We start from the raw sequence: 22905 nt of genomic DNA on the forward strand, positions 1-22905 counted from the left end.
CAGCGATTTAGCAGCCAATTGTGCTAGTTTACAAAGCCGTCTACCACGCGCACCGCGCCGCGGTCCGCGGAGGTCGCCATCGCGGCATAGGCGCGCAGCGCCTTGGTAATCGGGCGGTTGCGGTCCACCGGCGTCCACGGCTTTTCGCGCTGCTCTTGCGCGGCGCGGCGGCGCTCCAGAACATCATCGTCCACGTCGAGCGTGAGCTCGCGCTCATGGATATTGATGGAAATGGTATCGCCATTTTCGATGAGCCCGATAAGGCCCTGGTGGGCGGCCTCCGGGGAGATGTGGCCGATGGAGAGACCGGAGGTGCCGCCGGAAAAGCGGCCGTCGGTAATCAAGGCGCACGCCTTGCCTAAACCTGCGCCCTTGAGGAAGGACGTCGGGTGGAGCATCTCCTGCATGCCGGGGCCGCCGGATGGGCCCTCGTAGCGAATGACGACGACATCGCCGGGCTGGACCTCTTTATTCAAGATGATGGATACGGCCTGCTCCTGGGATTCCACGACGCGGGCCGGGCCGGAGAAGGTCCACAGTTCTTCCTCCACGCCGGCTGCCTTGACGATGGCCCCGTCTGGTGCCAGGTTGCCGCGCAAGACCACCAGTCCGCCGTCGGAAGAAAAGGCGTGGTCGGCATCGTGAATGCAGCCATTGACCGCGTCAGTATCCAGTTCATCCCACCGGTTGGACTGGGAGAACGGCTCCGTCGTGCGCACGCCACCGGGGGCGGCGTAGTACAGCTCGCGGGCCTGATCGGTTACCCGGGGATTGCGGATATCCCAATCATCGAGCCACTGCTCCGCATTGTCATAGAGGGCGGTGTGCACCTTGAGGTTGAGGTGGCCCGCGCGGCGCAGCTCGCCCAAGATGGCCGGAATGCCGCCGGCGCGGTGCACATCCTCAATGTGATAGGTGCCGTTGGGCGCGACCTTGGACAGGCAAGGCACGCGGTAGGAGATGTCATTAATGTCATCCAGCGTGAAGTCCACTTCGCCCTCTTGCGCTGCGGCGAGGGTGTGCAGGATGGTGTTGGTGGATCCGCCCATGGCCATATCGAGGGCCATAGCATTGGTAAAGGCTTCCTTCGTGGCGATATTGCGGGGGAGGACGGACTCGTCTTCTTCGCCGTAGTAGCGGCGGCACATATCCACGATGGTGGAGCCGGCCTTTTCAAAGAGCTCACGGCGCGCGCTGTGGGTGGCCAGGGTGGTGCCATTGCCCGGAAGCGCCAAGCCGAGCGCCTCGGTCAAGCAGTTCATGGAGTTGGCGGTAAACATGCCGGAGCAGGAACCGCAGGTGGGGCAGGCGGATTCTTCGACCTGGGCCAAACCGGCATCGCTAACGCTGTCGTTCGCGGATGCGGTGATTGCGGTAATCAGGTCGGTCGGTGCATGGGCAACGCCATCGACCACGACGGCCTTGCCGGCCTCCATCGGCCCGCCGGAGACGAAGATAGTGGGGATATTCAAGCGCATCGCGGCATTGAGCATGCCCGGGGTGATCTTATCGCAGTTGGAGATGCAGACGAGGGCATCGGCAGTATGCGCATTGGCCATGTACTCGATGGAATCGGAGATAATCTCGCGCGAAGGCAAAGAGTACAACATGCCGCTATGTCCCATGGCAATGCCGTCATCGACAGCAATGGTGTTGAACTCCTTGGGCACGCCGCCGGCTTCGCGGACAGCATCGGAGACGATATCGCCGACGTTTTTCAGGTGCACGTGGCCGGGCACGAACTGCGTATAAGAATTGGCGATGGCGACAATCGGCTTGCCAAAGTCATTTTCCTTGGTGCCGGTAGCGCGCCACAAGGCACGCGCACCGGAGGCTTGGCGTCCGACGGTAGTTACTTTAGAGCGCAGCGGGAACATGGTTTAAGTCACCATTCCTTATAGATTAATCAGATGGGGAGGAGGAGAAAGTAAATTTAATTATCTGCCGAATCTTTAAGCTCGGGGTGTTTTTCAAGGTACGCAGCATATTCCTCTTTGCTTAAGAGGATCTGCTGCCCGTCGCGGTGCACGATGACGACCTTGTCATCGGCTGCCTCGCGGCCCTGGGTGAGGGCATCGGGAATGCGTCCGCGGGATGCTTGTGCCAAGCGGGGCAGCGAGTTGAAGGTTACGCCAGGTAGGTTATGCTTCGCACCATTTTTAGTCTGTGCGAAGGCCCGGGCGCGCTGGAACCCAATCCCGGCGAAGTCATCCCACGCAATGGAGACGTTCTTGCGGAATGCATAGGAAATGGAGATGCCCTTCTCAGAGACCCTCGTGCGGGCCTTGAGGACCCACCATAGGCCGATGACGGGGATAATGAGCAGCCATCCCAGGTATTTGGGCGCCCAGCCGATGCTCAACAAGGCGATCGTGGACAGAATTAAAATGCCCAAGATGTGGTCGCGGGAAGGGGTGAAGACCTCTGCCTGGGAGGTGGACTGACGAGGTTGTTTGTCCTGTGCTGGTGGGGTCATAATCAGCCAGCCTAATTGACCATGCGGTGGGGAAGCGAACCATTTTTCCGCCGCGTTTCAACATGTGGGAAAGTTTTCCCAAAAGGGGGTAACCGCTTCCAGATATAATTCTATCGGTATATAGTTGGAAATATGATCATTATTCGACTTCAGGTGGTGCGAGCGCGGCGGTGACCGCGGCGTTTCCTGAACGTCGACGCTTTCGCCCCCGCAGACCACCGGCCCGCGGGGGCTTTAGTTGTAACTAGGGCGTTTCCCTCGATGATCAATTTCCCCGACAGACCAACCCAAGGAGCACATACACCGTGGTAACGACATCCTCGCCCACGCCCGCTTCCGCGGCCGCTGCGACTTCTGCTGCGCCCACGGAGCGAATGAGTGGGGCTCATGCTATTGTCCGCACGCTGGAAGATCTGGGCACCGATCTCGTATTCGGTATTCCAGGCGGTGCCGTGCTTCCGCTCTACGATGCACTGCATGGTTCAACCAAGCTGCGCCATGTGCTAACCCGCCATGAACAAGGCGCCGGCCACGCCGCCGAGGGTTATGCGCAGGCCTCCGGAAAGGTGGGCGTGTGCATCGCTACCTCCGGTCCTGGTGCGACCAACCTGGTTACCGCGCTTGCCGATGCCAACCTGGACTCCGTTCCCATCGTCGCCATCACCGGCCAAGTGGGCAGCAACCTTTTGGGCACCGATGCCTTCCAAGAGGCCGATATCCGCGGTGTCACCATGCCGATTACCAAGCACAACTACATCGTGACGGATCCCGCAGAGATCCCTTCCGCTATTTCGGCCGCCTTCCACTTGGCTTCTACCGGCCGCCCCGGTCCGGTGCTCGTGGATATCCCGAAGGACGTGCAAAACGGCTTTTTGGATTACCATTTCCCGGAAACGCTTGACCTGCAAGGCTACAAGCCGGTTACCAAGCCGCACCACCGGCAGGTGGCCCAGGCCGTGGAATTGATGGCGCATGCGGAAAAGCCCGTGCTCTACGTCGGCGGCGGAGTCATGAAAGCCAACGCCTCCCAGGAGCTGCTGGAGTTTGCAGAGCTGACGAATATCCCCGTGGTTACCACCTTGATGGCCCTGGGCTCCTTTCCAGACTCCCACCCGCTGCATCTGGGAATGCCGGGCATGCACGGCACCGTCCCAGCCGTCGCGGCGATGCAGCGCGCCGACCTCATCATCGCCATTGGTGCCCGCTTCGATGACCGCGTGACCGGCGATACCTCCACTTTCGCACCCAATGCGAAGGTCATCCACGCCGATATTGACCCCGCTGAGATTGGCAAGATCCGCGAGGTTACGGTCCCCATCGTCGGTGATGCGCAAAAGTGCTTGACCGCTCTTAGCAAGGAGTACCGCAAGAAGGACGTGCAGCCTGCCGCCGATGTGAAACAGTGGCACGATTACCTGCGCGGCATGCAGGAGCGTTTCCCGCGCGGTTACGAGCCCACCGATGATGGCCTGCTGAACCCGCAGTTCGTCTTGGAAAAGCTCAGCGAAACTGTAGGGCCGGAAGCTATCTACTGTGCGGGCGTGGGACAGCACCAGATGTGGTCCGCGCAGTTCTTGGACTTTGAGCACCCGCGTTCCTGGATCAACTCCGGTGGCGCCGGAACCATGGGCTACGCCGTTCCCGCTGCCTTGGGTGCAAAGGCGGCGCGCCCAGATAAAGAAGTCTGGGCCATCGACGGCGATGGCTGCTTCCAAATGACCAATCAGGAACTTACCACCGCAGCCTTGGAGGGCTTCCCGTTTAAGGTTGCCGTCATCAATAACGGCAACCTGGGAATGGTCCGGCAGTGGCAGACGCTGTTTTATGATCGGCACTATTCGCACACCAAGCTGCGCGAAGAAAACGCCTTCACCCCGGACTTCGTCCGCTTGGCCGAGGCTCTTGGCTGCGAAGCTATCCGGGTCACGTGCGAAGAGGATGTCGTTCCGGCCATTAAGCGCGCACAGGAAATTAACGATAAGCCAGTTGTCATTGACTTCATCGTCGGCCAAGACGCGCAAGTCTGGCCCATGATCGGCGGCGGTGCCTCCAATGAGGAAATCCAGTACGCCCGCGGCCTGCGCCCGCTTTTTGATGAAGCTGAATCCGCCGCGGAGACCCCGGCTGAGATCGACGAAACCATCCAGGAGGCATAAACCATGACGTACAACGAGGTAACTCGCCATACCTTATCGGTATTAGTCGAGGATGTAGAAAGCATCATCGCCCGCGTGGTGGGAATGTTCAGCCGCCGTGGCTACAGCCTGGTGTCCTTGGTCTCCGCACACACGGAAACCCCAGGGATTAACCGCCTGACCATCGTCGTGGATGCCTCTGAGGTCATTATTGAGCAGGTCACCAAACAGCTCAATAAGCTCATTCCGGTTATCAAGGTCGTGGAACTCAAGGAAGATTCCACCGTCGCCCGCGCCATCATGTTGGTAAAGGTGGCGGCTGATAATTCCAACCGCGCGCAGGTGGTGGATGCGGTAAATATCTTCCGCGCCCGCGTGGTGGACGTGGCAAAGGAATCGGTCATCGTGGAGGCTACCGGTACGCCGGGCAAGCTCGCGGCGCTACTTGAAGTGCTCGAGCCCTTCGGTATTCGCGAGCTCGTGCAATCGGGGCACGTAGCCTTGGGGCGCGGCCCAAAGGCTACGGCTCCCAAAAAGTAAATAAAATCTCACGATGTGAACACAATGTCTCGCGCGGTGGTATATACTCTGCGTCAGGACGCTTCATTACAGCTTTTCCTACCAAAGAATTGAGGATTTGAAATGGCTATTGATACCTACTACGACGACGATGCTGACCTGTCGATCATCCAGGGCCGCAAGGTAGCGGTTATCGGCTACGGCTCCCAGGGCCACGCCCACTCCCAGAACCTGCGCGATTCCGGCGTTGAGGTTGTTATCGGCCTGCGCGAGGGCTCCAAGTCCGCAGCCAAGGCGGAAGAGGCCGGCTTTGAGGTCAAGTCCGTCGCGGAGGCCTCCAAGTGGGCCGACGTCGTCATGCTCCTGGCACCGGATACCTCCCAGAAGGAGATCTTCGAAGAGCACATCGCCCCGAACCTGGAGGACGGCAATGCGTTACTGTTCGGTCACGGCCTGAATATCCACTTCAAGCTGATTGAGCCGGCTGCGTCCGTCACCGTCGGCATGGTCGCCCCCAAGGGCCCAGGCCACCTGGTCCGCCGCCAATTCGTTGACGGCAAGGGCGTTCCTTGCTTGATTGCCACCGAGCAGGACCCGAAGAACGAGGGCCATGACCTGACCCTGTCTTATGCCGCAGCAATCGGCGGCGCCCGCGCCGGCGTTATCCCCACCACCTTTGAGGCAGAAACTGTTACCGACCTCTTTGGTGAGCAGGCCGTCCTGTGCGGTGGTGTCGAGTTCCTCATCCGCAACGGTTTCGAGGTCCTGACCGAGGCCGGCTACGAGCCAGAGATGGCTTATTTCGAGGTCCTGCACGAGATGAAGCTCATCGTGGACTTGATGTTCGAGGGCGGCATTGCCAACATGAACTACTCGGTCTCTGATACCGCCGAGTTCGGTGGCTACATCTCCGGTCCACGCATCATCAACGCCGATACCAAGCAGCGCATGAAGGATGTCCTGTCCGATATTCAGGACGGCACCTTCACCAAGCGCCTGCTCGCCAACGTTGAGGGCGGCAACAAGGAGCTGGAAGATCTGCGCGAGGAATTTGCGCAGCACGAGATCGAAAAGACCGGCACCAAGCTGCGCGATCTCATGAGCTGGGTCAAGAATCCTTTGGACGCTACTGCCTAGTCAATAGCTGAATCCAGTGCGGCCCGCGGGAAACTCCCCGTGGGCCGCTTTTCTTACTTGTACCTTGGATTCCAGCGCTACGCCCGTGAGGTACCGCGGAGGTGTTGCGGGTAGTATTGGCCCTATGGGTTTTACGACGCCAAGCTATGATCTCAGGGACCTTTTTTCGCGGATTGACCGGGGCGATATCCAGCTTCCGGATTTCCAGCGCAGCTACGCCTGGGATGAAGACCGCATCCGCTCACTTATCGTTACGGTCCTGCGTGGATACCCCATCGGCGCGCTGATGGCCCTAGATACCCGCAATGAAAAAATGCGTTTCCGCCCGCGGGTTTTGGCAGGTGCGCCCGAAGTTGGCGTCGAGCCTGGATTGCTCCTTCTGGACGGTCAACAGCGCCTTACCTCCCTGTATCACTGCTTCAACGGCGAGGGGTTTGTCAAGACCACTGACTTCCGGAAAAAGAAGGTCCACCGCCGCTTTTTTATTGACGTCCGTGCCGCGGTGAGCGGGGACTTGCTTGCCGATGACGCCATTTTCGCCGTCGACCAAAACGGCGAGATCTGCTCGCACTTCGGCCCCGATGTTGATGGGGCTATCACCTGCCGCCAAGATGGTCTGGATAATATGTGCATCCCTGTGGCCTCGCTACTCAGCGAGGAAGGCACCAGCATGCTTTTCGAGCTCGCCGCCACACACGAGCAATACAGCGCCGAACTTGCCGCGTTCAATAACCGCATCGTGCGCCCCTTAGCGGGCTACGATATCCCCATGATCCGGCTATCCCGCGAAACGGAGCGCTCCGGAATCGGTTCCATCTTTGCCCAGGCGAATTCCGCAGGCTTACAGATGGATGTCTTTGATCTCTTGACCGCCGTCTTTGCCTCCGAAGATCCGACTTTCCACCTTGCCAACGATTGGCAGCAGGTGGAAAAGGATCTGCGGGATTCTCCTGCGCTCGATGGCATCGGACGTAATGAATTCCTCTCCGCAGTGTCCCTCTTGGTCACAGGGGAGAAGGGCAATGCCGGCGGCCAGCGCGAAGACATTTTGAAGCTGTCCCTGTCCGAGTACAAGGCGGCCGCGCACGACCTGCGCATTACCTTCCACGAGGTCGCCGAATTCTTGGCGCAGCGCCGCATTTTAAGCCTGGATCAGGTTCCTTATACCGAACAGATCGTGCCGCTGGCGGTCATCATTGCGCGCCTGGCAAAGCGGCCCGGGGCGCTTTCCAGCCAGCAGGCCTGGAACCGCATCGACCAGTGGTTCTGGTGCGGCGTTTTTGGTGAGCTCTACGGTTCTTCCGCGGTGCCGCTGCGCGCCGCCCGCGATGTGGATGAGGTGACCGAGTGGGTAGCCGGGGCCACCGATGATGTTCCCAAGACGGTCGCGGATGCAGGATTCCGGGAATCCCGCCTGCTCTCGGTCGATGAAAACGATGGGGTATGGCACGGAATCTATGCCCTGCTTATGGCCCGCGGCGCGAAGGATTGGCGGACGGGCAGCGAATTTACTCGTCACACCTTTGAAGAGTTGAAGCCCGGGTTTTTCCCGGTATTCCCACTGAATTGGTGCCAGCGCCACGGGGTGGATTCGGTCTTGGCCCATTCGGTCATGAACTACACCCCGATGGGCAAGCGCACAGAGGTCGTCCTCGATGGGTTCGCGCCGAACCGCTACCTGCCTCGCGTGCAGTCCAAGTCCATCATGGAAGACGAGGAATTTGATGCCGTCCTGGCATCGCACGACCTCGATGTCGCTAACCTAAGGGAGTCAAAGATTCAGGAATTCTTGGCTGATCGTCGCCATCGCTTCGTGGATCTAGTGGAAGAAACCTTAGGCATTCCCGTCATTCGAGATGTCGATGAAGCAAACCTGGCCGGCGGTGAAGAGGGGCCACATGCGTTTGGCCGCTAAGAGGTATCGGGCGGCTGCAGCGGTTATCGCAGCCTCCCTCGTACTTGTTGGCTGCGGCGATGCCTTGCAGGAACCCAAACTGGTCAAGCGAGGTCTGTCGGATCTCTCCGAGTCCGATGTCGAGCTCGAGCGCGCCAAGTCGGAGAATCAAAACCGCCTTATCGATCCCAAGTTCGCCGGCAAGCTGGACATCATCGACGATCCGAGTGGCATCGACGCCGCGCGGACCTTCTTCGATGATTCAGATTCCATGGTGCTCTTTGCGCCCGATGATAAATCCGTGTTGCGCGCGGCAACGTTGGCGATTAACCAGCACTTGCCGGCCGTGGAATATGATCGCTCGCGCCGCGGTGACATCCTCAACTTGGTCGGAGACTTGGAGGTAAAACGACTCGTTATCGTGGGCGATATCCCGTGGACGCAATCCAGCGGTGATTTCACTGTCATCAAGGATCCGGGAACGCATGAAGCGCTGGGGGATTTTACGGCCTTCCAGTACGAGTCCAAGGTGGTTGCCTCGCCGAACCAGGTGGTCAAGGACATCGCGCGGCTGGATAAAACACCCTACGTTGAGTTGCGTCCTGCCTGGATTCCTTATGAGGGCGAACCTGACGATGATGGCAAAAAGCTGCCGGCCGTCCCGGCACAGTCGCGGCGCGATGGCCAGATGGCGCCCAATATCGTGGCCACGGCGGATAGTCCGGTAGCCAATGTCATTACTGCCGCGGCCTATGGTGGCTCGGTTTTAGTGATGCCGACGGCGGATCCGCTGGAAGATAAGCGGAGTATGGCCATGGTGGCAGGGCTCGATGAGGGCTCGCTTATCGCTTTGGGCCCGGAATTCGGTCACGTGAAAGAATTTAAGGAAAAAATACGGCAGGGCACCCCAAACTGAACTACACTTCCTTCACACGCGGTTATTGTCGCGTAATGCACAACGAAGTGAAACGAAGGATGATATGTCGAAGCCGGTAGTTCTTATCGCCGATAAATTGGCCCAATCCACAGTGACGGCTTTGGGGGATTCCGTCGAGGTGCGTTGGGTAGATGGCCCGAACCGCGAGGAATTGCTTGCCGCGGTTCCAGAGGCGGATGCGCTGCTCGTGCGCTCGGCCACCACGGTCGACGCTGAGGTTTTAGAAGCAGCACCCAAACTAAAGATTGTGGGCCGCGCGGGAGTGGGACTAGATAACGTGGATATTGACACCGCCACCAATAAGGGCGTCATGGTGGTCAACGCTCCCACCTCCAATATCCACTCTGCGTGCGAGCAGGCGATTGCCCTGCTTTTGGCCACTGCCCGCCAGATTCCTGCGGCGGATCAGTCCCTGCGCGAGGGCGAGTGGAAGCGCTCTTCCTTCAAGGGCGTCGAGGTCTACGGCAAGACTATTGGCATCGTCGGCTTCGGCCACATCGGTCAGCTTTTTGCCCAGCGGTTAAGCGCCTTTGAAACGAAGATTATTGCCCACGATCCTTATGCCAATCCGGCGCGTGCGGCAGCGCTTGGCGTGGAATTGGTCGAGCTGGAAGAGCTGATGGCGCAGGCAGATTTTGTCACCATTCACCTGCCCAAGACGCCCGAGACCGCCGGAATGTTCAACGCGGAGCTTCTGGCCAAGGCAAAGGAAGGCCAGATTCTTATCAACGCCGCCCGCGGCGGCCTCGTAGATGAGCAGGCCTTGGCGGATTCCATTACCTCCGGCCACCACCGCGGTGCGGGCTTTGACGTCTACTCCACGGAGCCGTGCACGGATTCCCCGTTGTTTAAGCTGCCGCAGGTCACGGTCTCGCCGCACTTGGGCGCGTCCACCGTGGAGGCACAGGACCGCGCGGGTACCGATGTCGCCGCATCTGTGCTCAAGGCTCTGGCCGGCGAGTTCGTTCCCGATGCGGTCAACGTCTCCGGCGGCACGGTGGGAGAAGAGGTTGCCGGCTGGCTCGACCTCGCCCGCAAGCTGGGCCTTACGGCCGGACGCCTGTTGGACCAGGCTCCCGTCGCCGTGGAGATCGAGGCTTGCGGCGAGCTGTCCACTGAGGACGTGGACGTACTGGGCCTTTCCGTCGTACGCGGCCTGTTTAGCGGCGTGACCTCAGAGCCGGTTACCTTCGTCAACGCGATGAAGATTGCCGAAAGCCGCGGGGTCGAGGTTTCGGTATCCACCAACCCAGAATCCAAGGGCCACCGTTCTTCCTTGCAGGTCAAGGTCATTAGTGCAGAGGGCGTGACCTCTTCGCTTACCGGTGCTCTCATCGGCATCGACGGGACCGAAAAGTTTGTGCGCATCAATGGCCGCGGCGTGGATATGCGGGCTGAGGGCCGCAACCTCTTCTTCCGCTATGCCGATGCCCCAGGCGCGCTGGGTACCGTGGGTACCAAGCTGGGTGCAGCAGGTATCAACATCATCGCCGCGGCCTTGACGCAGGGCAAGCAGGAATCCGATGCCGTGCTCATCTTGCGCGTGGAGTCCGAGGTGCCAGATTCTCTCATCGAGGAGATCAACTCGGCCCTTGGCGCTACGTGCCAGCAATTCGACATGGATGAATAACCTCAGCGCAGGTTAGGAGAGTGGCCTAACCGCGTACGTGTGCCCGCCCATCGCGCAGATTTCTGCTGCGATGGGCGGGTTTCCTTTGGTAGGCTAATGTCTAATCCACTATGTGAGAAAGGAATCTTATCTAATGAAATTAGCGGTTATTGGCGGCGACGGCATTGGGCCGGAAGTAACGGCGGAAGCCCTGAAGGTATTGCGGGCGGTGCGCAGCGATATTGAAACCACCGATTATGACCTGGGCGCGCGGCGCTACCTGCGCAATGGCGAGCTTTTAACGGACGCGGACCTGGCGAGCTTGCGCGAACACGATGCCATTTTGCTGGGCGCCATCGGCGCACCCGGCGAGGTCCCCCCAGGTGTTCTGGAGCGCGGCCTCTTATTGAAGATGCGCTTTGCGCTCGATCACCACGTGAACCTACGCCCCTCCATCTTGTATCCCACGGCCCACTCGCCCCTGGCTAACCCGGGCGAGATTGATTTCGTCGTGGTGCGAGAAGGCACCGAGGGCCTGTACTGCGGCAATGGCGGCACGCTGCGGGAAGGAACGCCGCACGAGGTAGCCAGCGAGGTATCGCAAAATACCCGCTTCGGGGTAGAGCGCGTGGTGCGGGACGCTTTTGCGAGGGCATCGCAGCGCCGCAATCACCTGACCCTGGTGCACAAGACGAATGTCCTCGTTAATGCCGGCGATCTGTGGCACCGCACGGTAGAAGAAGTCTCGGCAGAATATCCGCAGGTGGAAGTGGACTACAACCACATCGATGCCGCGACCATCTACATGGTGACGGATCCGGCCCGCTACGATGTCATCGTTACCGATAACCTCTTCGGCGATATCTTAACGGACTTAGCAGGCGCTATTACCGGCGGAATTGGATTGGCTGCATCGGGCAATATCGATGCCTCGGGTAAGAACCCTTCCATGTTTGAGCCGGTGCACGGTTCGGCGCCCGATATTGCTGGACAAGGCATCGCGGATCCAACCGCGGCCATCTTGTCGGCGGCGATGCTCTTGCGGCAGCTGGGTGATGAAGGCAATGCGCAGAAGATTGAAAAGGCGGTGGCGGAGGACATCGCCAAGCGTGGCGATGCCCCAATCAAGACCGTCGAGGTGGGAGACCGCATCGCGGGGAGCCTGAAGGCTTAAGCGTAAGGAATCCTGAGTGCGAATCCGGTTCCGGCGGGGACCTAAAGGATCTTCGCAAATTAACACCGCAAACTTTGCACACATGTAAAGGCTACCGTTTAGTAGGATGGCCGTTATGCGTTTAGGACGAATTGCACACCCAGAAGGAATTTGCTTTGCCATCATTGACGGGCCGAAAGATGCCCCGATGGAGGAGCTTGTAGCTAAAGAAATCTCCGGCACGCCATTTACCCCGCCGGAGCCCACCGGCCGTGAATGGAAGCTGGGCGAGGTGCGGCTCTTGGCGCCGACCCTGCCTACCAAGGTCGTAGCGCTCGGCCGGAACTATGCCGACCACGTCGCGGAGGTCTTTAAGAAGTCCTCGGATTCGCTGCCGCCAACCATCTTCTTGAAGCCATCGACCGCGGTTATCGGCCCGAATGAGGCCATCAAGATTCCCGATTACGCCACCAACGTGGAGTTTGAGGGCGAGCTGGCCGTGGTTATTTCCAAGCCATCGAAGAATATCAAGGCTGAAAACTGGAAAGACCACGTTTTGGGCTACACCATTTGTAACGATGTTTCCTCGCGTGACCTGCAATTTAAGGATGGCCAGTGGGCGCGCGCCAAGGGTATTGATACCTTCTGCCCGCTGGGCCCGTGGATTGAAACGGACCTGGATAGCTTGAACCTTGATGATCAGAAGATCAATGCGTACCTGACCCACGATGGTTCCCGGGAGCAGAAGCAGGATTCCAATACCGATCAGATGATCGTCAAGATGGGCGGCATCCTGGAAGAGATTTCTGCCGCCTATACCTTGCTGCCTGGCGATGTCATCACTACCGGCTCGCCTGCGGGAACCGCACCGATGGTGCCGGGCGATACCATTGAGGTTGAGATTCCAGGGGTTGGCACCCTGCGCAATACGATTGCCAGGGCGCAGTAGGTTCACTGCAATGCAGCTGCCGCTGGTGAGGTACTGGTAGAAGGAGAACGGCGTGCCGGAACATTCGCATCAAGGCCACCGCGGGTCCGCGCCGAGCGCGCAGGAGATGGAGGAGCGCTACCGCGCCACCGCGCAGGTCTGGTCGGGGAGCCCGAACGCCACGCTGGTGGATTATGTCAGCGACCTTCCGGCCGGTACCGCCCTCGATATCGGCTGCGGGGAAGGCGCTGATGTCCAGTGGCTACACGAGCGTGGATGGCGGGTGCTCGGCATCGATTTTGCTCCCACGGCCGTAGCGCGGACTAGGGCGCGTGGAGTCCCCGCCGAGGTTGCCACCTTTGATGAATTTAGCCACGCGCCATTTGATCTGGTTACCGTCCACTACGGCAGCGTCCGCGCCACCGCAGGGGAAGTAGCACTGCTGGAAAAACTCGTAGCCCCGGGTGGAACCTTGCTCTATGTTCACCACGACATGGAATCAGAAGAAATCGCCATGCCGGAATGGCTGGCGGAAAATCTTTCCGAGTTGACGGTGCAGACCCTGCGGCGATCGCCGCGCCAAGTTACTAGCGGCGCAGGTGCCCATCACACCAGTGATGTGGTCCTGGTAGCGAAGAGGCGCTAAGCCGCGCCGCGCTTTTAAAGGCTGAGCGCGCGAAGGATTGTTTGCAGCTTGGCGGTGGTTTCTTCCAGCTCGGCCTGGGCATTGGACGCACCGACCACGCCGCCGCCAGCCCACGCGCGGGCGGAGAGGCCATCACCGGCAACTTCTGCGCAACGGATGGCTACCATGTATTCACCATCGCCAGAGCTATCGCACCAGCCGACGGTGCCGGCATAGAAGCCGCGGTCGGTCTCGGCGGTCTCAATAAGCGCCTGCGCCGCTTCCGTTGGCGTGCCGCAGATTGCAGGGGTGGGGTGGACTACTTCTGCCAATTCCAGGGCGGTGAGCTCTTTATCCCGCAAGGTGCCGGTGACCGGAGTGCCCAAGTGCCACATCTCACTGGTGTGTATGAGCTGCGGGGTCTCGGGGATATCGAGGCTGCTGCACAGCGGCTCTAATATCCTGCGCAGGTGTTCTACCACGAAGGAATGCTCGAGCAGATCCTTGGCGGAGTGCAAGAGGTCTTGGCTGGCAATGTGGTCTGCCGCTTTATTGGCTCGGCGCGGCGTGGAGCCGGCGAGTGGGAATGCAGACACGGTCGAGCCTTGGCGCTTGATGAGTACCTCCGGCGAGGAACCAACCAGCATGGCCCCTGGGCGGCCTGCGGGCGAGAGATCCGCAATGAACCCGTCGCGGTTGACGGAGAGATCGATAAGGCGCGCGGCCACGAGCCGGGGGTCGATGGGGGCGGCAAATTCGATATCGACCGCGCGGGCGAGGACCACCTTTTCTAGTTTGGAGGTCTCGATGGTGCCGATGGCCGCCTCCACGCGGCGCAGGTGCTCCTCGGGCTCTGGGTCAAAGCCCACGACGCGGGAATTGAGCGATTGGTTGCGGTAAAACGCGTGGGGTTCTAGCGGCCCGTCTTCCCGGATGATGAACTCTGGAACGGTCAAGGCGGCGGGGGTATCGGAGTCGAAGGGGATGGCGCCAACTACCATCTCGGCATCGCCGCGGCGCAAGGCGTCAACCGCGGCCTCGGCACTGGTAAAGGTTGCCCGCGCACCTTGGGTACGGACAGACCCCGTTGCTCGGGAGAGCAAGAAATCGGGGGCGGTGCTTGGTCTGTCTTCGTGCATGAGGATCTAGCTTAGTGCCTTATTAAAAGATGGTAGAAATTGCCCTCCGCCAAGCGTGTGGGCACCCGTTGGCGCGGCGGCTGTGGCTAGTGTTAACAATGTGGCTAATGTTACTAAATTTTCCCTACGGGCCGGCTATCTCCTTGCAGCGCTCATGATTGCTAGCGGTGCGTTCTCTGCCCCGGCAGTGGCTTCTGCGCAAGAAACGCCAGCAGCTCCCGAGAAACCGGCCCCTCCCGCCCCTGCACCGGAACCGGCACCGGATGACTCCCACCTGCTGCCAGAAGGCGTTGAGGAATCCACGCCGAACCAGCCAGCACCTGCGCCGGCCCCAGCCCCAGACGTGGCGCCGGCGCGCCCAGCGCCTGATGCCAGCATCAACCCCCATCCGCCCATTGCTCCTGGGGACACGCGGTCGCTGGAGATGGAGCATGAAGGCAAAAAGCGTCGCTACCTCCTGCGCATCCCAGATAATTACTCGCCCGAGGCTCCTACACCGGTGCTCTTTGGATTTGGTGGGTGGGGAGATTCCCCGGAGGAGTTCTCTGGCTACGCGCGCATGGGAACGACTAAGGCCACCGATGATGCGATCATCGTCTATCCAGAAGGCTTCGAACGCGCCTGGGAGCCAGCGCCCTATGCAAAGACGCGCGACGGCGAGGATATCCGCTTTATCAAGCGCATTTTAGATGCTGTGGATGCGGACTATCACGTGGACCGCAACCGCGTCTACGCCATGGGAATGTCCAATGGGGGCGGTTTTACCTCAGTATTGGGCTGCCACGCCCAAGATATGTTCGCGGCGGTAGCGATGGTCTCCGGGGCGCTTTATACCCCAGTGGAAACCAATTGCGTCGATGCGCCGATGCACACGCTCATCATGCACGGCACCAGGGATAAAATGCTCACCTATGAGGGTGGCACCCGCCATGAATCCGGCTACCTTCCCGTGCGCACCGTCTTAGGCGGCTATCTGCACCGCAACCACTGCGATATGACCTTCCAGTCCCACCCCGCCGCCGGTCACTCCGAGCGCCTGGGCTTTAATGGGTGCGCCAAGGACGTGGAACTGTACAAGGTACCCGGCGACCACACGTGGTTCTGGCAGCCGGATACCGCAAACATTGTGTGGTCCTTTTTAGCCACCAAAACCCACGTGTAGGGGCCCGGGCGCAACCCGGGGCAGCATTAGCGCACGCGCGGAATCTGCGTCGTGGCATCATCGGCCTGCGGCGGCACAGATTGCTCTGGCTGCTCGGGTTGTGCAGCCTGCTCGCCGGCGCCCTTCTTGCGGAAGAATTGGACATAGACCAAAAGACCAATTCCTAGCACGAGCGCGAATGCGCCGAGCCCTGCCAAGATGCCAGCCCAGAAGCTGCTCTTGGTCAGCGAGGCGGTGTAGGCGGCATCGGCAAGCGCCTCATTGTTCTGGCCCTTGCCGCCCGCGGAGGCGTTGGGTGCAGGCTCCGTACTCCGGTTTTCGGACTTAGTGCCCTTGGATTTGCTGTCCTTAGACTTGCTGCTCTTGGACTGCGGGGTGGACTTGCCCGCGGATTTCTGGCCAGAATTTCCGCCGGACTTGGATTGCGAGGCCTTAGAACCGGAGCGAGAGCCGCTGCTTGACGATGATCCCTTCGATGAGCCCCCACCCGAATTGCGCGACGCAGCACCAGAGCCTGCCCCAGAACCGTGGGCCGATCCCTTGTTGGATCCGGAGTTTGACCCCGACTTAGAGCCTTGGGTGGATCCCTGCTTCGAACCAGATTTTTTCTCTGCGGCCTTTCCACCGGAGCCGCCGGAGCCACCGGACTGGCCCTGCTTAGACGGCTTATCGCCAGATTTATCCTTGGCGTCTTTGTCCTTCTTCTTATCGCCCTCGAGGAATTTTTGGCCTTCCTTCAGGGTATTTTCCAGCTCCTTATCCAGGCCCGCGATGGCCTTATCTACTCCCTTGATGTCCTTGGCCAGCTGATCTGGGCGGGAGGTTCCGCCCGAAGGGACGCTTCCTTCGGCATCATCGGACTCGTCGTAGTCCACGCCGCACAGCTCTGCTGCATCCGCGTCATCGCCCACGAGGAATCCGGCGTGCAGGTGGTGGCGGGAGCCATCGGGAAGCTCAAAGGTAAAGCTCACGGCGTAGGTGCCCGGCTTGGTAAAAGCGAAGGCAGGGTGGGAGTGGGACCTGCCCGGATAGTCCCAAGCGGTGCCGTCCTCGGTGTCCATACGGACTTTGAGATCGCCGATGCCCTCATTCTGGAAGGCCACAATGCGCCCATCCTCGGGACCAGACGCGATGGCCATGCTTAAGGTCGCGGTCTGCTTCGAGCCGAGGTATTCCTCCGAGAGTTCCTGGGTATTAAAGCCCAACCATGGAACATCCTCAATCTGGGTTTGCGGGAGTACCCATCCCTCGTCGGGCAGGGAAGGGATCTTGAGATCAGAAATACGCTGCTTGTTCTTCTCCGCTACCTCTACCGCGAATTCTTCGGACTGGTATTCCTTGCGTTTGTGATCGTCCTTGACCACAAAGCTGATATCCCCGCCTTCATCCTTGAGCGCCATGTCTTGGTGGCCTTCGGTGATGCGGATAAAGTCCTCGGCGCTGCAGGTCTCTGCGGCATGCGCGGTGGCCATAACGGAAGAGGGTAGACCCACTCCGGTGAGGGTTCCCACGCTGAGGAATCCGGCGGTGCCTAGGGCAAGAGCGGTACGGCACAAGGGTTTCATGATTCGATGGTTTCCTTTCGTGGGGTGTTCTCGGAAGCGTTGGCTGGCACGCGAGGAGAAGAGTGGCCCGGTTTGCGGCGAGAGCGCAGGAAGGGATGCAGGGCCCAGACAATGAGGAAGAGGACCGTGAGCGTGAGCACGATGGTCGCGCCCGCGGGAAGATCGATGGCCCACGCCAAATAGATGCCAAAGAAGCTGCACACTGCGCCGATGATGGCGGAGAGGAACATCATCGTGGTCAGATTGGCCGTGAGCAGGCGCGCCGTGGCGGCCGGGGTAATCAGCAGGGCGAGGACCAAGATATTGCCGATGGTGCTTACGGAAATGACCACCGCGGCGGTCACGCACAGGTAGAGGATGATATCTAGGGCGAAGACCGGCAGGCCCATGGCGCGGGCGGTTTCCCGGTCCAAGCAGGTGGCATTTAGCTGCGGGCCAAAAGCCACGACTACGGCAAGGACCACCAGGCAGACGCTTGCCGCGACGGTGATATCTGTGCGGGAAACGCCGGTCAGCGATCCAAAGAGGAAGCTGGTCAGCGATGCGCTATAGCCATCCGTGCGCGAAATAATCACCATGCCCAAGGCAAAGGCTGCGGCGAAAAAGATGCCGATGATGGAATCGGCGCGCACGTGGTTGCGTTGCGAAAACGCGGCGATGAGCACCGCGACGACCGCACCGGCAACCGCCCCGCCCAGCAGGACCGAGGTCTGCAGCGCAAAGGCGATGGCCAGGCCCGGGAACACGGCGTGCGAGACGGCATCGCCAATAAAGGCCATGCCACGCAGCACCACATAACAACCGATGACTCCACACACGATGGCGGCGATGAGCGAAATGCCCACCGCCCGGGCGAGGAAATCGAGGTGGGGATTGGTTAAATCCCGCAGGAAATCGATAAATGAGATATCAATCATGCAGCGACTCCAATCGCAGCGAGCAACGGGGACGAGGCACTGACGCCAAATGCGCGGGTCCACGGATCCTTGTCGGCCAAAAGCTCCTCGGCGGGACCGTCTGCAATAACCGTGCGATTAAATAGCACCAGGCGCTTGCACGTGTGCGCCGCCTCAGACAGGTTATGGGTAGACATCACGATGGATTTTCCTTGCTCCGCAAGCTCGGCGAAAAGCTCCAAAAGGGCCTCGGTATTCGGGGCGTCGAGCCCGGTGAAAGGTTCATCGAGCAGCAAGACCTCCGGCTGAATGGCCAGGGCGCGGGCGATCAGTACGCGCTGGCGCTGGCCGCCGGAAAGCTCCTCGATGGGCCGGGAGGCAAATTCCTCCATATGCACCAAACGCAGCGCCTCCGCGGCGGCCGCATGATCCTTTTTCCCAGGGCGCTTGAACCAGCCAATGAGCCCGGTGCGCCCGCTGAGCACGGTGCGGTACACGTTGATGGGAAAGCCCCATTCCACCTCGTGGCGCTGGGGAACATAGCCCACAGAACCGGTGACGGTGCACGTGCCAGAGGAGGGGATAAGGCCCAAAATAGAGCGCATCAGCGTGGTCTTACCCGCACCGTTGGGGCCTAGAAGCCCAATGAATTCACCGGTACCTACCTCGAGGTTGGCGTCCTCAATCACGGTGCGGCCAGATAGGGCTACCTGCAATCCGCGCACCTGAATGCACGGCTTAGACATGGCCATCGCCCCGCTTGCGGGATTTCGCGAACACGGCAACACCGGCGATTAGTACGATGATTCCGCCGCCGACCAAAACATAAACCCATACCGGCAGGGAAGAATCCTCGGTCGTGGCGTCTGCCGGGTTCCACTCCGCATCCTGGGCGGCCTGGATGTCTGCGCCATCGCCCACGGCGAAGGTCAGTACGCCATCGGTGCTAAACTCCTCGCCGTTTGTGGTTTCACCCTTAATCCGGATGCCCACCTGGTGGGTGCCCGGCTCCGTAAAAGTCCAGTTGGCGTGGGTGTGCGTATTGAGGTCTACCCAGAACTCCGACTCGCCTTTTTCTGCCGTAGACCACAGCAGCTGGGGTGCCTCAAAGCCGCCGTTTTGCAAGAAGAGGGAAAAATCTCCTGGGCCGGAGTGGCCGAGGAATTCCATGGTGACGCCGCGATCGGCGTTATCGACAAGCGAAGGCGCCTGGGTATTCCACCCCAGCCACGGGACGCCGACCTGCTCAGTCTGCGGGACAACCCAGACATCCTCACCGGATTGGGCACCCACAAAGCTAAAATCATCGGTATCCGGCAGCGTTTGCTGGGCCGCATCGCCTACCGAGAACACCAGGTCATCAAGGTGGCGCCACACCGGGGAATCGCCTGCATCATCGCGGGCCAATAGCTCGGCATCAGAGCCATTAAGCAGCGTGCCGATATCAACGTGGCCCGCATCGATGACCTTTTCTTCGCCCTCTGGCGCAACGGTTTCATCCGCATCAACTACCTGCGCGAGGTCGCCGGCCCAAGCGGGCGTTGCGGATACGGCCAATCCGGCGGTGACGATGCAGGCTGCCGTGCGAGTGGCCGCGCGGGTAACGGTTCGAGAGGCAAGGTTAAGCATGGTTATCTCCATTCGAAGGATGTAGGCAACGCTGCAGCGAGTCAGCATTGAATTTCATGAGATCGATATAAGTAGGCACGGCATCATCAAGCGTGTCGCCGTAAATGGGGCATAGCTCCACGTTTTGCTGCGCGGCGGCCTCCTTCAGCGTGCTGGCGCTGGCCTGTTCCACCGGCTCCACAAAGACGGCGGGAAGGTGCAGGTTCTCCAGCGTCCGGCGCAGGGCAATGACCTCCCGTGGCGAAGGCTCAATGGCGGGATTGGGCGTCACGAACCCAGCCACCGAAAGGCTGTAGCCTTGCTCTAAGTAGGCATAGCCGTGGTGGGTGGTGACCAAGTGCCGATTGCTCTGGGGGATAGAAGAAATCGCGCGGTCCACGTACCCGTCCAGCTCGCGCAGTTCCGCGATATAAGACTCGGCACGGGCGCGGTAATCGGCGCCGTGAGACGGATCCGCATTCGCCATTTCTTCAGCGATGACATCGACATAGGCAATGGCATTGTCCACGTTGTGCCACAGGTGCGGATCCACCTCGCCGTGGATGTGTTTACCCAAGACAGCCTGGGGGAGCAGATACGTATCCGCACCGGGCGTTCCCAAGAAGCGGTAGGCGGGATCCGGCGGAATGGGCTGCAGGACCGAGGAGGGGACCGCCACTGCGGTATGCGCGGGATCAAAATGCTGGTCTTGATCGCGCAGATCAATAGATCCCTTAGCCACGTCAGCGGCAATATCCACGTGGCCGGAATCAATGACATCCATATCCTCCGGCGGGTTCACTCCTACCGCGACGGTGAGATGCTCTACCTCTGTGCCATCTGCCTGAAAGCCAAGCTTATAGATGCCCGGCTCAGAAAAACCCCACGAGACGTGAGTGTGCGCATTGGCCGGGAGGGTGACCGCGTCATCGCCTGCGTCGATGCCATCGGCGCTATTAAACAGCACTTCCGGCGTACCGAAGGTGGAGACCACGTAGGCTGCGACATCGCCTGGCCCCTCGGCAGAGACCATGCGGAAATCGACGCCGGAGTTGCGCTGTTCAGCACCGCTGATGCGCAGGCCCAACCAGATGGCATCCAGGGAGACATCTTCTACCAGCGGCACGAGGGTAGCGCCGCGGGTGGAGGCGGAGTCAGCGACTTCCACCACGGGCGCGTCCGTGGACTCGTGCAAGGTATCTATCAGCGATTGCGGTTCCAAGAGGTATCCATTGCTCAAGGCCAGATCCGCATTGGCCACGTTGCGCACCGTACGCAGCGTGGGCTCAAAGGTGTGCGGGTCCTTTCCACTCGGGATAAGCCCGGTGACCGAGGCATCCTCGCCTGCGACGTGGCGGGCCATATCCGCCAGAATGGGCGTCGTCGCAACCACGCTGAAGCGATCAGAGGTATCCACCGCTGCCGAGGTCGTGCAGCCTGCCGCGAGGAGGGAGACGCCGAAAAGCGCCCCGACGGCCTGCAGCCCGCGCGGTACGAAACGGTAGTGGGGCACTGGCATTAATTCTTTGCCCTCGCGACAGCTAGTCGTGCAATACCCAGGCCAAGGAACAGCATGCCCAGGCCGAGCACACCGATGCCAAGCGGCATGGTGGGGGTCCCAGTATTGGCAAGAGCCGCGTTACCGCCCTTACCGGATGCGTTCGCACCGGAACCGCCAGCGCCATCCTGGCCAGCACCGGAACCATTGGAGCCCGCGCCGGCTGCGGCGCCAACACCACAGTCGCCGCCATCCGGGTTCACTTCCGCGCCCAGGTCAAAGTGGCCATTATCGAAGGAGCCCTCTGGCCTGCCACCGCCGACGACAAAGTGCAGCGTTGCCTGGCCGGCCACCTGCTTGCCGGCAGAGGTTTGGGCCACCTGGCGGATCGTCACGTCATAGGCGCCCTGCTTTTCGAAGACCCAGTTAGGATGCACGTGGGTATTGGGCGCGATATTGTAGCTGCCTTCAACGGCGCCGTTGGCGCCCCGGAACCATTCATCGCCGACGATCTTGCCCAGGCCACCCTGGCTGTAGACCATCATGGCACCAGGGCCTTTCATGTCTACGAGTTCCCAGGTAACGTCGCCCGGAATGTGCTCGCGCATGGAGGGGCTCTGGGTATTCGCACCGAGCCACGGCACGCCATCGACCTGCGTAGAACCAATCATCCAGGCCTGGCCGGCCGAAACAGGTCCAACATCTTCTGGCAGCTCGACGCCGGAATTATCGGAGAGGTAGAAAGTCGCGCCATCGGCATCGCGCCACTGCGGTGGCGAGACCGTATCGTCTTTAATCTTCGGGATAATACCCGGTCGGCACTCTGGGTCCGTGGACTGTCCGCCGCTTGCAGCGTTGTCGCCTTGGCCACCCTCGGATTTGCCGTGTCCGGCGTCATTGCCGGAGTTATCTGCATCGCCAGAACCGCCCGCAGAACGGTGACCGGAGACTGCCTCTCCGCCTTCGCCCACCTGCCAGGTATAGGTCACCGCGTTACTGGTTTGGCCGTTGGAGGAGGCCTGAACGGTCATCTCATAGGTACCAGCCTCACTAAAGGCCCAGTTAACGTGGCGGTGTGCAGGACTCGGCTGGTTAATAACCTCGCTGCTGGTCAGCTCCATCGAACCGGAATTGGTCACGGCACCGACGTTGCCAAACCCAGTGGTTTCAAAGACATAGACCGAACCCGGCCCGGAGATATTGGTGAATTCGAAGTCAATGTTGGTAAAGCCGCCATCGCGTGCCGGCTGCGTATCCCAGCCCGGCCAGATGATATTCGGGTCCTGGGTCTGGGGCAGGAAGTAGGTTGACTGACCAATCTCGGGAACGGCCTCGGTGGCATCGGACCATGCCGATTCCACGACCTGGAGCAGCACGTCATCGCCGGGGCGCTGGACGTGCGAACCGGTGACGTCTTCCTGCATGGATAGGTGCAGCTGGCCATCCGGTGCGGTGACGTAGAACGCATCGATATGGCCGGAGTCAAAGACGTCCTCGAAGGCCAAGGCTGGCGTGGCCGGAACGAAAAACGCGAGGAGGGCGGTAATCACCGCCGCGAAAATGCGGCTGCCAGGCCGGTGGGCTCTGGTGCGCGAAGTGGTGTTGGTATCCATGGTTGATATTC

At 60.3% G+C, this 22905-nt stretch carries 19 protein-coding genes; 10 read left to right on the plus strand and 9 right to left on the minus strand.

The features are described from left to right. Positions 1–23 precede the first annotated feature (23 nt). Entirely contained in the window at positions 24–1877 is a 1854-nt protein-coding gene (gene ilvD, locus CACC_RS05370; RefSeq protein ID WP_005280250.1) for a dihydroxy-acid dehydratase, read from the minus strand. Positions 1878–1933: 56 nt separating this feature from the next. Then, the gene (locus CACC_RS05375) at positions 1934–2476 is read right to left on the minus strand and encodes a PH domain-containing protein (protein ID WP_005280251.1); all 543 of its coding nucleotides are present in this window, start codon (positions 2474–2476) and stop codon (positions 1934–1936) included. Between the two features lie 305 nt (positions 2477–2781). Between CACC_RS05375 and CACC_RS05380 the strand changes: the two genes are divergently transcribed. The 9 genes from CACC_RS05380 to CACC_RS05420 all read left to right on the plus strand — a co-directional run bounded on the left by CACC_RS05380 (position 2782) and on the right by CACC_RS05420 (position 13434). Then, positions 2782–4632 (plus strand): acetolactate synthase large subunit, encoded by a 1851-nt coding sequence (locus CACC_RS05380; RefSeq protein ID WP_081445492.1) that lies wholly within the window; start codon positions 2782–2784, stop codon positions 4630–4632. A gap of 3 nt (positions 4633–4635) precedes the next feature. Next, positions 4636–5151 (plus strand): acetolactate synthase small subunit, encoded by a 516-nt coding sequence (gene ilvN / locus CACC_RS05385; protein ID WP_005280253.1) that lies wholly within the window; start codon positions 4636–4638, stop codon positions 5149–5151. A gap of 102 nt (positions 5152–5253) precedes the next feature. Continuing rightward, positions 5254–6267, plus strand: a complete 1014-nt coding sequence (ilvC, locus tag CACC_RS05390; protein ID WP_005280254.1) for a ketol-acid reductoisomerase — start codon at positions 5254–5256, stop codon at positions 6265–6267. Between the two features lie 124 nt (positions 6268–6391). Beyond that, on the plus strand, positions 6392–8182 hold the full coding sequence (locus CACC_RS05395; RefSeq protein ID WP_005280256.1) for a GmrSD restriction endonuclease domain-containing protein: 1791 nt from the start codon (positions 6392–6394) through the stop codon (positions 8180–8182). After that, complete coding sequence (locus CACC_RS05400) at positions 8166–9077, plus strand: hypothetical protein (RefSeq protein ID WP_005280257.1); 912 nt, start codon at positions 8166–8168, stop codon at positions 9075–9077. Before CACC_RS05395 ends, CACC_RS05400 begins: the two co-directional genes overlap by 17 nt. A gap of 64 nt (positions 9078–9141) precedes the next feature. Beyond that, positions 9142–10728, plus strand: a complete 1587-nt coding sequence (gene serA / locus CACC_RS05405; RefSeq protein WP_005280258.1) for a phosphoglycerate dehydrogenase — start codon at positions 9142–9144, stop codon at positions 10726–10728. A 133-nt stretch (positions 10729–10861) separates the two neighbouring features. After that, on the plus strand, positions 10862–11881 hold the full coding sequence (locus CACC_RS05410; RefSeq protein WP_005280259.1) for a 3-isopropylmalate dehydrogenase: 1020 nt from the start codon (positions 10862–10864) through the stop codon (positions 11879–11881). Between the two features lie 115 nt (positions 11882–11996). Then, complete coding sequence (locus tag CACC_RS05415; RefSeq protein WP_208854195.1) at positions 11997–12809, plus strand: fumarylacetoacetate hydrolase family protein; 813 nt, start codon at positions 11997–11999, stop codon at positions 12807–12809. Between the two features lie 106 nt (positions 12810–12915). Continuing rightward, positions 12916–13434, plus strand: coding sequence for a class I SAM-dependent methyltransferase (locus CACC_RS05420; RefSeq protein WP_005280261.1), 519 nt, complete (start codon positions 12916–12918; stop codon positions 13432–13434). A 14-nt stretch (positions 13435–13448) separates the two neighbouring features. On the opposite strand, the gene CACC_RS05425 is transcribed toward CACC_RS05420, so the two are convergent. Then, the gene (locus CACC_RS05425; RefSeq protein WP_005280262.1) at positions 13449–14552 is read right to left on the minus strand and encodes an isochorismate synthase; all 1104 of its coding nucleotides are present in this window, start codon (positions 14550–14552) and stop codon (positions 13449–13451) included. 100 nt (positions 14553–14652) lie between these two features. On the opposite strand from CACC_RS05425, the gene CACC_RS05430 reads away from it, so the two are divergent. Continuing rightward, the gene (locus CACC_RS05430) at positions 14653–15714 is read left to right on the plus strand and encodes a CE1 family esterase (RefSeq protein WP_035108656.1); all 1062 of its coding nucleotides are present in this window, start codon (positions 14653–14655) and stop codon (positions 15712–15714) included. 26 nt (positions 15715–15740) lie between these two features. Here the strand turns inward: CACC_RS05430 and CACC_RS05435 are convergent, their stop codons facing one another. The 6 genes from CACC_RS05435 to CACC_RS05460 are packed head-to-tail and all read right to left on the minus strand — an operon-like array spanning position 15741 to position 22894. Continuing rightward, complete coding sequence (locus tag CACC_RS05435) at positions 15741–17279, minus strand: choice-of-anchor M domain-containing protein (RefSeq protein WP_005280264.1); 1539 nt, start codon at positions 17277–17279, stop codon at positions 15741–15743. Next, positions 17276–18196 carry an anchored repeat-type ABC transporter permease subunit gene (locus tag CACC_RS05440; RefSeq protein WP_005280265.1) on the minus strand — a complete coding sequence of 307 codons (921 nt, stop codon included), beginning with the start codon at positions 18194–18196 and terminating at the stop codon, positions 17276–17278. The genes CACC_RS05435 and CACC_RS05440 overlap by 4 nt, the downstream gene beginning before the upstream one ends. Further along, positions 18193–18927, minus strand: a complete 735-nt coding sequence (locus tag CACC_RS05445; RefSeq protein WP_005280266.1) for an anchored repeat-type ABC transporter ATP-binding subunit — start codon at positions 18925–18927, stop codon at positions 18193–18195. The genes CACC_RS05440 and CACC_RS05445 overlap by 4 nt, the downstream gene beginning before the upstream one ends. Beyond that, the gene (locus tag CACC_RS05450) at positions 18914–19804 is read right to left on the minus strand and encodes a choice-of-anchor M domain-containing protein (protein ID WP_050755839.1); all 891 of its coding nucleotides are present in this window, start codon (positions 19802–19804) and stop codon (positions 18914–18916) included. The genes CACC_RS05445 and CACC_RS05450 overlap by 14 nt, the downstream gene beginning before the upstream one ends. Continuing rightward, on the minus strand, positions 19797–21302 hold the full coding sequence (locus CACC_RS05455) for an anchored repeat ABC transporter, substrate-binding protein (RefSeq protein ID WP_005280268.1): 1506 nt from the start codon (positions 21300–21302) through the stop codon (positions 19797–19799). Before CACC_RS05455 ends, CACC_RS05450 begins: the two co-directional genes overlap by 8 nt. Then, a complete protein-coding gene (locus tag CACC_RS05460; RefSeq protein WP_005280269.1) occupies positions 21302–22894 on the minus strand; it encodes a choice-of-anchor M domain-containing protein in 1593 nt (530 codons plus the stop codon). Before CACC_RS05460 ends, CACC_RS05455 begins: the two co-directional genes overlap by 1 nt. Between the last annotated feature and the right edge of the window lie 11 nt (positions 22895–22905).

Source organism: Corynebacterium accolens (assembly GCF_023520795.1).
In the GTDB taxonomy this organism is placed as follows: Bacteria; Actinomycetota; Actinomycetes; order Mycobacteriales; family Mycobacteriaceae; genus Corynebacterium; species Corynebacterium accolens.

Bases quoted from the DNA above. Each gene is read 5' to 3' on its own strand.
- CACC_RS05440 (WP_005280265.1), bottom strand. From the start codon at position 18,196: ATGATTGATATCTCATTTATCGATTTCCTGCGGGATTTAACCAATCCC.
- ilvN (WP_005280253.1), top strand. From the start codon at position 4,636: ATGACGTACAACGAGGTAACTCGCCATACCTTATCGGTATTAGTCGAG.
- CACC_RS05410 (WP_005280259.1), top strand. From the start codon at position 10,862: ATGAAATTAGCGGTTATTGGCGGCGACGGCATTGGGCCGGAAGTAACG.
- CACC_RS05435 (WP_005280264.1), bottom strand. From the start codon at position 17,279: ATGAAACCCTTGTGCCGTACCGCTCTTGCCCTAGGCACCGCCGGATTC.
- CACC_RS05420 (WP_005280261.1), top strand. From the start codon at position 12,916: ATGGAGGAGCGCTACCGCGCCACCGCGCAGGTCTGGTCGGGGAGCCCG.
- CACC_RS05445 (WP_005280266.1), bottom strand. From the start codon at position 18,927: ATGGCCATGTCTAAGCCGTGCATTCAGGTGCGCGGATTGCAGGTAGCC.
- ilvD (WP_005280250.1), bottom strand. From the start codon at position 1,877: ATGTTCCCGCTGCGCTCTAAAGTAACTACCGTCGGACGCCAAGCCTCC.
- CACC_RS05415 (WP_208854195.1), top strand. From the start codon at position 11,997: ATGCGTTTAGGACGAATTGCACACCCAGAAGGAATTTGCTTTGCCATC.
- serA (WP_005280258.1), top strand. From the start codon at position 9,142: ATGTCGAAGCCGGTAGTTCTTATCGCCGATAAATTGGCCCAATCCACA.
- CACC_RS05460 (WP_005280269.1), bottom strand. From the start codon at position 22,894: ATGGATACCAACACCACTTCGCGCACCAGAGCCCACCGGCCTGGCAGC.
- CACC_RS05395 (WP_005280256.1), top strand. From the start codon at position 6,392: ATGGGTTTTACGACGCCAAGCTATGATCTCAGGGACCTTTTTTCGCGG.
- CACC_RS05375 (WP_005280251.1), bottom strand. From the start codon at position 2,476: ATGACCCCACCAGCACAGGACAAACAACCTCGTCAGTCCACCTCCCAG.
- CACC_RS05450 (WP_050755839.1), bottom strand. From the start codon at position 19,804: ATGCTTAACCTTGCCTCTCGAACCGTTACCCGCGCGGCCACTCGCACG.
- CACC_RS05400 (WP_005280257.1), top strand. From the start codon at position 8,166: ATGCGTTTGGCCGCTAAGAGGTATCGGGCGGCTGCAGCGGTTATCGCA.
- CACC_RS05455 (WP_005280268.1), bottom strand. From the start codon at position 21,302: ATGCCAGTGCCCCACTACCGTTTCGTACCGCGCGGGCTGCAGGCCGTC.
- CACC_RS05425 (WP_005280262.1), bottom strand. From the start codon at position 14,552: ATGCACGAAGACAGACCAAGCACCGCCCCCGATTTCTTGCTCTCCCGA.
- ilvC (WP_005280254.1), top strand. From the start codon at position 5,254: ATGGCTATTGATACCTACTACGACGACGATGCTGACCTGTCGATCATC.